The 12,637-nt window shown below is 43.3% G+C and carries 10 protein-coding genes; 8 read left to right on the forward strand and 2 right to left on the reverse strand.

The genetic code is table 11. The features are described from left to right. Positions 1-351 precede the first annotated feature (351 nt). Complete coding sequence (pepE, locus tag HUU58_04685; GenBank protein ID NUN44959.1) at positions 352-1,053, reverse strand: dipeptidase PepE; 702 nt, start codon at positions 1,051-1,053, stop codon at positions 352-354. 119 nt (positions 1,054-1,172) lie between these two features. Between pepE and HUU58_04690 the strand changes: the two genes are divergently transcribed. The 8 genes from HUU58_04690 to HUU58_04725 all read left to right on the forward strand — a co-directional run bounded on the left by HUU58_04690 (position 1,173) and on the right by HUU58_04725 (position 11,976). Further along, positions 1,173-2,726, forward strand: a complete 1,554-nt coding sequence (locus HUU58_04690) for a hypothetical protein (protein NUN44960.1) — start codon at positions 1,173-1,175, stop codon at positions 2,724-2,726. Between the two features lie 139 nt (positions 2,727-2,865). Continuing rightward, positions 2,866-3,402 carry an RNA polymerase sigma-70 factor gene (locus HUU58_04695; protein NUN44961.1) on the forward strand — a complete coding sequence of 179 codons (537 nt, stop codon included), beginning with the start codon at positions 2,866-2,868 and terminating at the stop codon, positions 3,400-3,402. A gap of 126 nt (positions 3,403-3,528) precedes the next feature. Continuing rightward, on the forward strand, positions 3,529-3,954 hold the full coding sequence (locus HUU58_04700; GenBank protein ID NUN44962.1) for a hypothetical protein: 426 nt from the start codon (positions 3,529-3,531) through the stop codon (positions 3,952-3,954). Between the two features lie 2 nt (positions 3,955-3,956). Further along, the gene (locus HUU58_04705; protein NUN44963.1) at positions 3,957-4,913 is read left to right on the forward strand and encodes a FecR domain-containing protein; all 957 of its coding nucleotides are present in this window, start codon (positions 3,957-3,959) and stop codon (positions 4,911-4,913) included. Positions 4,914-5,070: 157 nt separating this feature from the next. Then, on the forward strand, positions 5,071-7,641 hold the full coding sequence (locus tag HUU58_04710) for a TonB-dependent receptor (protein ID NUN44964.1): 2,571 nt from the start codon (positions 5,071-5,073) through the stop codon (positions 7,639-7,641). A gap of 2 nt (positions 7,642-7,643) precedes the next feature. Next, positions 7,644-8,576, forward strand: a complete 933-nt coding sequence (locus HUU58_04715) for a DUF4249 family protein (protein ID NUN44965.1) — start codon at positions 7,644-7,646, stop codon at positions 8,574-8,576. Further along, a complete protein-coding gene (locus tag HUU58_04720) occupies positions 8,573-9,685 on the forward strand; it encodes a hypothetical protein (GenBank protein NUN44966.1) in 1,113 nt (370 codons plus the stop codon). The genes HUU58_04715 and HUU58_04720 overlap by 4 nt, the downstream gene beginning before the upstream one ends. Positions 9,686-9,792: 107 nt before the next feature. Continuing rightward, complete coding sequence (locus tag HUU58_04725; GenBank protein NUN44967.1) at positions 9,793-11,976, forward strand: RNA-binding transcriptional accessory protein; 2,184 nt, start codon at positions 9,793-9,795, stop codon at positions 11,974-11,976. 72 nt (positions 11,977-12,048) lie between these two features. On the opposite strand, the gene HUU58_04730 is transcribed toward HUU58_04725, so the two are convergent. After that, positions 12,049-12,621 carry an NADH-quinone oxidoreductase subunit B gene (locus HUU58_04730; protein NUN44968.1) on the reverse strand — a complete coding sequence of 191 codons (573 nt, stop codon included), beginning with the start codon at positions 12,619-12,621 and terminating at the stop codon, positions 12,049-12,051. Positions 12,622-12,637 lie beyond the last annotated feature (16 nt).

Consider the following 12,637-nt stretch of genomic DNA (forward strand, 5'->3'; position numbering starts at 1 on the left):
AAGTAGTACTTAAAAAATAATTTTAGTTTAGGCAAGATGCAAGTAGCAGCTTTACAAACGAGATGATTATGACTTGAGAATAAGCAAAAAAAAAGCGCCACAGAACCCATCTAACTGTGGCGCTTGCACGTTATCCCGAAACCCTAAAATCAGAATAACGAACCCTAAACCCAAAAAAGGAGAAAAATTTCAAAAAACTGAAGTTAAAATTCAAAAAACTGAATTATTTTAACTCTATTTTATTCTTAAGTTTATAATTTACAAATTTCGAAGAACATTCTCATTGCTTACACATATTATATAAACAATACTTATGCCAAAAACATCTTTGAGTAAAATCTTAAGATTTTATCAAAAACCTCGCAATAAAAAGCTGAGGTCGGCGCCCGTGTTATAGAGTTGAGGCGTATTACCTTTGGTAAACAATTTTGCTCCGTTTTTTCCTTTGAGAGTTAAGGTGTCACCCTCACGCCGAATGAGTGCACCCTCCCTGAGACCAAGCACTGGAGCATTATTGACTTCATGAAATTCCGATATACGCTGGTCACGGGTTTCACCCATATGTTGGGTCGAAGGATCAGGGTCTATGTAATGCGGATTAATATTAAATGGCACCAGATTGAGTGCTTCAAAACTCGGCGGATAAACGATCGGCATATCGTTGGTCGTCTTGATGGAAATAGTAGCCACATTGGTACCGGCACTTGCACCGAGATACAACATGCCGTCGCTTACGCGATGGCGAATAAGATCAATCAAATCCTCGTCATATATTTTTTTTAAAAGCCGAAATGTATTCCCTCCGCCGATGTGTATCGCTTCGGCTTCGGTTACCATTTTACGCGGATCGTTTTCGTGAATCCCGGTCACACGTATTCCCATCGCCGCATACCGATCCCTTGTTTTTTTTGTGTATGCATTCAGATCATCTAATGCGTATGGTACAAATACAATTTGTTTTATCGCGCCTAAAAAATCAACGATCTCCGCAGCCCAGTGATCTAGATAATTTTCACCAAAGTTGGTCGAATTACTGCATAATAATAACCGCATAAATAACTCCCTATAGTTATGGTCTGCCGAAATTAAGCAAAAATTCCGATTTACAAAAGACATCCGTCATGAATAGATGGTTACCTATACTTAGAAGAGAACAAAAAACGAGGGAAGTTATGTGTCGATTTATAACGCTATGTTTAATCAATTTATTATTTGTTTTTTCATCACTTCAAGCCGGCGATGGTGATAAAAAACCGCTCAGTGATGTATTGAAAGGTATTGAAAAAAAACATAATGTTGTTTTCTCTTATGTACCGGCTTTAGTACAAAATGTTCGCGTCAATACACCTTCCGAATCCGATAAACTCAATCGCCAATTGGATTATGTTTTTGCTCAAACGGATCTCACCTACCGTTTTATCGGAACAAAAGAAATAACGCTATTTAAAAAACCAAAAACCAACAGCAACATTGAAGCTACGGCGCAAGCGCGTTTGCAAGCCGGAAGATCACGTGCCGGTGAAGCGCTGAGTGCCCTGAATAAAACTTTGGATGGTGAACAAAAATCCGGCGACCACGAAGACGATTCATTACCGGCCGATACCACCGTAACCACCGTTAAAAATGAAACATCTCCTTCAGTCGTGACGCCAGCACCCATATCGCCACAAACCGAAGCGCAAAGCGTAACCGCTGAAAAAACGGAGCCGCAAGACTTGAAAAACCGAAGCGTTCGTAGTGAATTCTTGGGCATGGATTTCGCTCCCACAACACGCATCGAACCGGCTTACGTGCCCGTGCCGCTGCATGCAATTTCGATCAACATCATTTCTAATCGCCTTGTAAGCATTGAGGGTGTTGAAGTAGGGATTATCGGAAATTACGACCGGATGTATGTCAACGGATTACAAATCGCCGGCGGAGGAAATCGCGCGTATCTTCATGCACGCGGTCTACAGATCGCCGGAGGTTCCAATCAAACAGGTGATTTGTCCGGCGTTCAAATCGCGACCGTCAACATTGCAGACCAAACGAACGGTCTTCAGATCGGTGCAGTCAATATATCCAAAAAAGATCATTCCGGGTTACAAATCGGTGCGGGGTATAATCATGCCGAAAATGTACGCGGATTGCAACTTGCTTCGGTCAATGAAGCCGGTCATGTACACGGAATTCAGATCGCATTGGTCAATCGCGCAAAACAAGTCCATGGCGCACAAATAGGACTGTTTAATTTTGCAGACGAGAACAACGGGATTGCGCTGGGTTTACTCAATTTTATTCGCAACGGGCAACATCACGGACGTTTAGCGCACACCGAGCGCGGTTTCAACCATTTTTCTTATACTCACGGCAGCAAATATATGTACACGATATATGATGTAGCCGTTCGCCAACTTCGTGAACCTGCACAATGGGCTCTGGGCGGCGGTATAGGCGCAATAGTTTGGCCCGATCGGCGTTTATCACTCGCTATCGAGGCTACGACCCACCAACACAATAAAGATAAATTTTGGGAACACCGACTCAACATGGTAAACACATTAAAAATCACACCTACGATTAAATTACATAAACACCTATCCGTGTATGCCGGGGCATCAGCCAATGTATGGGTATCGCGTGCTGAAAACGGTTTTTCGGCACCGACGAATGCCTACAATTGGGATTATAAGCATACCACGATTCGTGCTTGGTGGGGTGGATTGGTCGGAATTCGTTTCTAGTCGATGCCTGAGCAATACAAATAATATGGAGTACGGAGGAAGACGAAAAAGATTCTGTACCCTTTTGTTTATTGACCGCTTTCTCATGTTGTGATATATTATTCTCGTCTCATGAAAACAAGGGAAACTCTACAGGGGTATGACCACCGAGGAAATTCATCTCTTAACCAAAAAAATTCGCAACTCTGATACTCTGGCTTTTCGTACGTTATTTGATTTTTTCCATCGCCCTCTTTATCATTTTGTGTTCTATAAAACCTACAATAGGGCACTATCTGAAGATATTGTGCAGGATGTTTTTATTCGATTGTGGGAAAATCGAATCAATCTTCGAGAAGATTTATCCATCAAATCCTATCTCTATACGATAGCCGTTAATCTTACTCTCAACAGTATACGTCGTCATACAATTCGTACCGGTGAGGGAATCGAAGATCCTGATACCCAACCGCACGAAGAAACACCTCTGTCTGTTTTGGAGAAAAAAGAATTTGAACAACTACTTAATGCTGCGATTCAAAAATTGCCCGAACAAGCACGTATCGTATTCATGATGAGTCGCTATGATGACTTATCATATTCAGAAATCTCCGAACGCCTTTCCATTAGTGTTAAAACGGTCGAAGCACACATAGGTAGAGCTTTGAAGCAATTGCGGGCTACATTAAAACCCTGACCCATTTCCGACACTTATCCTCATTAAAAACAAATTTGTAAAATTTTTTACTTCTGACTAAGGGTTTGTCTTGTTTAAAGTGTATGGTCTTTGGAGGTTGTTTAATTTACTAATCAGGAGGATAACATGAAAAGGGATTTTCTTTCGTACATATTTATTGTATCCACTTTCTTTGCACTGGCTAGCTGTAAAGATAAAGAAACAAAAGAACACGATGCCGCATTTTTGGGAACATGGATTTGGCAGGAATCCCGACACGGCGAAGGCAGCATGGATAGTGCACCTACAGAAATCGAACGGCTTGGTATATCCGGAGATTCATCCGTAATTACGTTTTACGCAAACGGTACTTTTTTTAATCAGCGTTACGAAGACGGTGAAGAAGCCGGCGAAGACATGATGCATTGGTACACCAATGGAGGTCGATTTTATGTTGATGATCGTGGCGAAGTCAATTCATTGGGATATTCTATTGCCGGAGATTCACTAAAGCTAATCGAATCCGACGATACCTCATGGAGCATAGAAATCTATATTAAACAAAATGAATAACCATGAGTGAAAATTACTATCACCAAGACGGCTTTATCGGCCGTTGGATCGCGGGTGCATTGACCGACGAAGAAAAAAAAGAATTTGAGCTATGGCAAAAAAACAACAACCATCGGCAAGAGTTTTTCAATGAATTAACAAAAATTCATTGGTCACAAAAATCCTTAGAGATCCCAAAGGCTTCCTCCGAGCGCATGTGGAGTGCTATCGCTGAAGCAACAACATCCAAACAGGTTTCACGAAGGTGGGTTAGAAACACAACGCAATGGGCTGCAACCATAGCCGCAAGCATTGTCATCTACTTTGGGTTGGAATCTCAATTCGCTTACAGAGAAATAACAACTTCAAAAGCACAACAAACCGAAATCGTATTACCCGACGGCTCTATAGCAAGACTCAATGGGCTATCTTCAATTCGCTATAACTCCTGGCGATGGCCGTTAACGCGCAGCGTCACTATGCATGGCGAAGTGTATTTTGAAGTGCAAAAAATGAAACAACCTTTTAATGTCACTGCTGAAAACCTGAATGTGGAGGTTTTGGGAACCAAATTTAATATAAGGGATCGTGCAGACCGCTCAGAAGTCGTCTGTTCATCCGGAAAGGTACGCGTAAACGCAAGGAACAGTTCAGAAAATACGATTCTGACGCCGGGTCTCGCCGTAAGTATGCATCGGGGGCATTTTTCTATGCCGTATTCTATAGATACGGTGCTAGTCGCAGGATGGTCGCAAGGAATATGGAACTATCAATCAGCGCCGATTTATTCGATCTTAAACGATTGGGAGATCACCTATGGACTAACCATTACTATGGATAGCATAGATACCAAACGCACTTTCACCGGATTGATCCACGGTTCATCCAGTCTTAGCGCTTTAACACAATTAGGATTATCCGCCGGTTTTGAAACCACAATCGTCAATGATTCTACTTTTTTTTTAAAACTTAAAAAATAAATTTTATTACTTCATGAACTTCTATCGGGTCTTTTTTGTAGCTTTTTTTTACACGATTTATCTAACTTTTGCTCAGGAGAAGGAGATTGCTTCTTCCTCTGCTCAAAGTGCCATATCTCTCAAACAAGCCGTCGCAGAATTGGAGTTACGGTACCATGTGCGATTTTCATATGTTGACCAGACCATAGCAAAATATACTGTCCGTACTCCGATCAAAGGCGATGATTTGCAACAATCCTTAGAGTATATATTGATCGGTAAACCACTCGCATACAAACGCATCGGAAAAAATATTATCGTTTTGTATGAAGACGACACAAAAAAGCAAGAAGCTTCAGGTCAGTTCACATCTGTTCGCCTAACGATCGTTGATGCACGTACGTCAGAGGGGATTTATTTTGCCAACGTAACAATCTCCGGTAGTCGTCGCGGGGCATTGAGCGATGCACATGGCCAAGCTGTAGTTCAGCACATTCCTTACGGGGATTACACACTCCGTATAACAGCATTAGGTTATTTGCCTTTGGACAAGGCGTTGCATCTTTCATCTCAAGAAATCTCTCTGGATACGATACGTCTCGAACCCAGCGACATTCGATTGGACTCCACTATCGTCTTTGGTGAAAGGGAAACATGGCGTGTCAGTGATCCCAAATTGCGCGTTCAACCCAGCGTCATCGTTATTGATCACCGAAAAATCAACTCAACACCGAGCGTTCTTGAGCCTGATCTTTTTAGAACCTTGCAAACACTACCCGGCGTCACCGCTCCCAACGATCTATCCAACGAACTGTATGTGCGCGGAGGAACCCCGGATCAAAATCTAATCACAATGGATCGCGCTATTGTATATCAACCATATCACCTTTTCGGTATAGCCGGTATATTTAATACTGACGCTATCGAACAAGTGAACTTTTCCACCGGTGGTTTTTCAGCACAATACGGCAATCGTCTGAGCTCTGTAATTGATGTACGCACTAAATCGGCTTCACCAAATAAGTTCTCGGCCACGGGTAATGTCAGTTTGCTCAGTTCCAAAATCACGATGGATGGTCAACCCAACAAACATTGGTATTACCTCGTTTCTTTGCGTCGGACCTATTTAGATTTTGCCACCAAAGCGGCGGTATGGTTAAAAATAGCTCCGGAATCAATCCCTTATTCTTTTTATGACGGACTGAGCAAAGTAGTGTACCGTCCGAATACACTGCACGAATTTGGAACTTCATTATTTTTCAGCCAAGATAAATTTTTTTCAAAGCACAGGGATTATGAATATGTCTTCAACGAATTTAATGTCAGTCGGAAGTTACCTATGTATAGCGTCGGCCGCCTTGACTATGGCTGGGGAAATTTAAATGCTGCTATTTATTGGGACTGGCAGGCGGGAGATCTTTTCCGATCGCGAGTTACGATCAGTCAATCCAAAGCTACAATCAAACTGGATGAAGACCTCTATTACGGGTATGACAGCGGTGCGCCAGATTCGATCCGTCGGCGGACAGATAGCCTTAATGCATTACAGGAAAAGCGTCCTTTTGATACGCGAAACTATATCGTAGATCGAGGGTTCGCATGGGATACACAATGGGAATGGTTAAATGAACACAGTATGTATCTGGGCGTTTCACTTAACTTGATCGAAATGTCCTATTACTGGAAAAACTTTAACGCACCACCGCATTATGTACAAGTGTTTTACGATTTTGCGCCGGACAGCTTTCGTTATCAGCGTCGCACAACTAATCTCGCATTTTATATCGAAGACATGTGGAAAAAAGGTGACTGGACGATCAAACCGGGTATTCGAATAGAACATTTTTCAAGCAACAAACGATCTCTATTGATAAGCCCGCGTACGGCGATTCGGTATGATGTCTCGCCCAAACTAGCGCTCAAAGGAAGCGCCGGCATATATTATCAGTCTCTTTTTACTGCGCGCGAGCGCGGCTATATCGGTTTTTTAGAAGTGCCTTTCTCCACTGAAAATCAGGTTGAAAAAGCAACTCACATCATTGCAGGTGGTGAATTTTTTCCAAATCCCAACATTAGGCTGACGGCAGATATCTATTTCAAACATTTTAATCGTCTTTACCGAAAAGACCGCTCATCGGATAGCCTTCACTTTGATGAAGGCGTCGGTGACGCATACGGATTAGAAATCACCTACCGGCGAATAGGCAATAAAATGAGTTTTGAGGCCGATTATTCTTTAGCCTGGGTTACACGCACATTTGACCAAAAGACATATGTCACTAACTATGATCAGCGTCATACATTAAATTTACTCTTCAGTTATCGCTTGCCAAAAAACTGGACTGTGGATGCACGATGGGTTCTAGCTTCAGGTCGTGCCTACCGACCGACGGAGTTTTATGGCGCTTTTGTTGACATTAATCTGTTCGATGGTAGTGTTGGAACATCGCCATATGCGTATGAATTTGGGCAAAAAAATTTAGATCACTTGGAGTTTTACGACCGATACCCCTTCTATCATCGTCTCGACATTAGCTTAGTTAAAACGATCCGATTTAACGCATGGACATTAAAACCTTATGTTTCCATTATCAACACGTATTACTCCAACAACCCTTTGTTTTATGATTATGCTACCAGTGGAAGTGTGATCACTAATGAACCTGATCCTCGCCGCTTGTATTATTCCAAACGAAAAGGTTACGGAGTTCCTATTTTGCCAAGTTTCGGAGCATTTTTCGAGTTCTAGTTATGAGAAAAAAATCGACAATAATACTGATGTTTGCTATTTCACTGAGTGCCGCATGTAATTCAAATCACTCCAATGAATTTCTGGGTGCTTTTGGTGTCTTGATGCCGTATGCCTCCGAAAATGCAACGGTCATAGTAACGCGCGCCTACAGCCAGGAAAACTATCAAGAATTTATACCCGAAGAACTTCTGACTTTGGAATCCAATGCCGAGGTTACCATTACGAGTGATTCGCAGAGCATTAGACTTTCGGAAGTGATACCAGGGCGCTATATAGATACAGCAGGAGTGTTAAAATATTTCCCCGGCTCCATCTATCGACTCGAAGTTCGAGCCGTGGACGGCCTGCGCATAAGCGCAGAATGTACGCTTCCGGGTGTACCGATTCCTGATCCGGAAATAACTCCCGATAGCTTTTCTGTCGCGATAGAAATGGATACAGTCCGCCGAGTCGTCTCCGGATATCCTTATCCTGTTTTGACGCCGCTATATTACCTTCGTTCTCCCAAAATACGATTTGATTGGAGTGATGTTATTGGCGCTGAAGCCTACTATTGGGAGATTGGTTCTGATACATCGTATCTTAAAGAATCTGATCAAGAATTTTTCATACCAAACTCAAAATTATTTCAGGCCGAAAAATGGATCACGTATTCATCGTTAGTATTATTTGATCACTGGGATTCTACTAGCTATAGAGGCATTTATAATAAGCCGGATAACCCCTGGACATGGAGCGGCTTCAATATCGATTCGGAAAGGGAGTTTGTTTATACATCACAACTCCGTATTACCGCCATAGACCGAAATTTCATTAACTATAAGGATAATCACAAATCTAACATCCGCGGTGGATACGGGTATTTTAGTGCCGCCACAAGGCATGAACGACCGATAACCGTCCATGTCAAATCAGAAATGAGGACACGATGAGCACTTTACGCCGTATCGTTATCATGGCATGTCTTTGCCTATATTGGACAGCTTGCAGTGAAGAAAAGAATCAATCCAACGACGATCAACAGGTGCCTCACTTTGAATGGGACCCCGGCTCTGCCGCCACAAGGCCAGTCGAAATAGCTCCGTATAGCGATGGTAATATCGCTATTCTTTGCGACCACTATGATCTTAACCGTTCAAGCTTGACTGGATTTGCTCCTGACGGAACTATTCGTTTCCAAAAACAATTACCTGCTTATTACGGGGTAGCAAACGAATTAGATTATAACAATGGTGTTTTTACCTTCGTTTTGAATCCCACAAGAGTTGGTTCAAATCCACTTTTCATGCAAGTAGACACTACCGGAAATGTGATTAATCAAAAGCAGTTTGTACAAACAGCATACACGTCTATGTATAAACTGAACAGCGGCGGCTATATGATAAGAGCAGCAACAGCAGATTCGTTTAAAAACAAAATCGGCAAACTGGATGACGATGGCGACATTTTGTGGGAGAAGGAAATATCGAGGAATTATACTACCCTTTATGTCGTGGATGATCGCGTATTCGTGAGTTATTTTAATACGGATAATACGTCATATTTTATGTCATCTTTTGATGAGTTTGGTAACGTACTTTGGACAACGGAACTTTCAACACTAGCTCAGCCACTGATATGCAAAATCGCAAATCAAGATTATCGAATTACCGGTCTGCTCTATAATCAATACAAGTATAGATTTGATCGTTTGACCATTAGTGTGATGGATCAAGATGGCGTTATAACACCGTTGGATACCATCCCATTAAACGGCACGTCAGATTTTTACGCGTTAGAGAGCCTGGTTGCCGGTGAGTTAGTGCTGGTAGGACGGTGGAGCGGTACTAGTAAACTTTTATTTATGAGGATTATGAACGATGGATCGTGGATTGATTCGTATATCGTTCCCGATTTGAATGATTTTACCCACTACAGAGTGCGACCTACCGGAAATGGCGCGTATCTTATTATGGGGACAACTTATCAGAGTTCGACGGGACTACCGACCGTTATGGTCTATAAAGTAGACGCATACGGAAATTATTTAGCGTTCGATTGATACCGCCTTGAATTTCTTCTTTCACTCTCGTATTATTGCCCGCCGAAAATAATCATTTTAAAATTATCAGGCGTATTTTCCATTTCTTAATCAGGAGTTTTGATCGCATGTCCGAACAGGAAATTCTGCGTCTCGTTGCCAAAGAACTCAATATCCCCGTCCAACACGTCACTTCAACCACCCAGTTGCTTGACCTGGAAAACACCGTTCCTTTTATCGCACGCTACCGAAAAGAAGTAACCGGCGGTATGGACGAAAATCAAATCCGGGATATACAGGATAAGATGACATACTATCGCGCACTGGAAGCACGTAAAGAAGTCGTACTCAAGTCTATCGAAGAACAAGGTAAACTTACCGACGAACTCAAAGCGCGTATCGTAGCCGCTACAATGCTTCAAGAAGTCGAAGATTTGTATCTGCCGTATAAACCAAAACGTCGTACCAAAGGTATTATCGCCAAAGAAAAAGGCCTCGAACCGCTCGCTTTCCAAATCCTTGCACAAGAGATTACAAGCGGCACCCTAGACGAATATGCCCAACCCTTCATCAATCCCGAAAAAGGAGTTACGACCGTCGACGAAGCGTTGCAAGGCGCACGCGATATCATCGCCGAGATCATCAGCGAAGATGCGGATGTAAGAAAAGATGTGCGCGAGTTTACACGTGAGAACGGCATCCTCGTGTCTGAAGTGAAAGAAGACCCCGAAAACGAATATGAAATGTATCATACATTTAGCGAGCCGATCGCCAAAATGCCTCCGCATCGTATCTTGGCTACCAACCGCGGTGAGCGCGAAGAAAAACTCCGCATCAAAATCACGGTTGACGAAGAAGCCTGTTGCAACATCATCGGATATCGCCACGTTAAAAAACAAAAATCTATTTTTCGTGATCAGGTTATCGAAGCCATCAAAGAAAGTTATTTCCGTTTGATCGCACCTTCCATTGAACGTGAAATCCGCGGCGAGTTTACCGAAAAGTCCGAAGAACATGCGATCGAAGTATTCGGAAGTAATGCGCGAAACCTACTTCTCCAAGCTCCCACCAAAGGCAAAATCATCATGGGCATTGATCCCGGATTTAGGACGGGATGCAAAGTCGCTGTCATTGATGAAACCGGAAAATACCTTGAGGGCGAAACCATCTATCCGCATGAACCGCAAAAAGACACCTTGGGCTCAAAGCGCGTTTTGAAACAATTCATCAGAAAATATGAGGTGACCGTCATTGCAATCGGGAACGGCACCGCGTCCCGCGAAACGGAATCTCTCGTTGCCGATCTGATCACCGATCTCAAAAAAGAAGATCCTCATCTGGAACTCGTGTATACGATCGTATCGGAAGCCGGCGCTTCGGTTTATTCGGCTTCAAAAATTGCACAACAAGAATTTCCTGATCTTGAGGCCTCGCAACGGGGCAATATTTCCATCGCGCGGCGACTTCTGGACCCCTTGGCCGAATTGGTCAAAATTGACCCCAAATCCATCGGAGTCGGCCAGTATCAGCATGATGTCAACCAAAAACGTTTGGCCGAACAGCTTACACATGTCGTGGAGTCTGCTGTAAACTACGTCGGCGTTAATCTTAACACAGCCTCCGCTGCTCTTCTGACGTACGTATCCGGCCTCTCATCCAAAACAGCCCAATCCATCATCGCACATCGGGATAAAAATGGAAAATTCTCACGCCGTGAACAACTTATGGATGTGACCGGTATCGGTCCGGCCGCATATCAGCAATGCGCAGGATTTTTACGTATTCCGGACGGCGATAATCCGCTAGATAATACGTCCATTCACCCGGAATCGTATGACGCCACACAAAAGCTGCTCAAAAAATTCAATATCGTCGACCCGTCAACAGCCGGAAGCCTGCTTGAACTGCAACTACGTAATGCAAAAATGTCTTTTGAAAATATCGCCGGGGAAGTCGGAGTCGGTGTTCCTACACTCAAAGACATTTTAGACAATCTTAAAAAACCGGGTCGTGATCCGCGTGAAGAAATGCCAAAACCCATTTTCAAATCCGATGTATTAAAAATGGAGGACCTGCGCGAAGGCATGATACTCAAAGGTACAGTTCGCAATGTCGTTGATTTTGGCGCTTTCGTGGATATCGGGGTTAAGCAGGACGGATTGGTACATATCAGCCATTTATCCAATAAGTATGTTAAAAACCCGATGGAGGTGGTGGCTGTCGGCGATGTGGTGGATGTAAAAGTAATGAGCGTTGATCTCAAAAAGGGACGCGTTCAACTCAGCATGAAAGAAGCATCACGCAGTTATTAGACCAACATTGCTTTTGCAAAATAAAAAAGGCTGCTTCGTTTGAAGCAGCCTTTTTATATTAAATCGTAAATTTCAGAATTTGCCTGTCGCTATTTCCGCTACCAGATCTTTACCACGACCTGCGATACCGACTTTATCATCGCCATACATACCGTCATCTTTGATATCGCGTGCGTAAGCCGCTTCGCGTTTGGCAATAAGTTTTTGAATTTTCATCACGCCTTCGATCAAACCTTCAGGACGTGGCGGACACCCCGGCACATATACATCCACTGGGATAAACTGATCAACACCTTGAATGAGCGTGTAGGTGTTAAAAAAACCTCCGGTCGAAGCGCAAGCGCCCATCGAAATACACCATTTAGGTTCAGGCATTTGATCCCAGATGCGTTTGAGCACAGGCATCATCTTGATCGAGACACGGCCGGAAACAATCATCAAATCAGCCTGACGCGGTGAAAAACGGATAGCTTCCGACCCGAATCGCGACATATCATAGCGCGGTCCGAGCGTCGCCATCATTTCGATCGCACAACATGCTGTACCGAAAGGCATCGGCCAAAGTGAATTGCGGCGGCCCCAGTCATAAACGGCTTCGACGGTCGTCAGAAGCACATTATCTTTGAGTTCTTTCGTGAGATCCATAAAGGATGTTTCCTTT

This window comes from bacterium, assembly GCA_013360215.1.
Classification (GTDB): domain Bacteria; phylum CLD3; class CLD3; order SB21; family SB21; genus JABWCP01.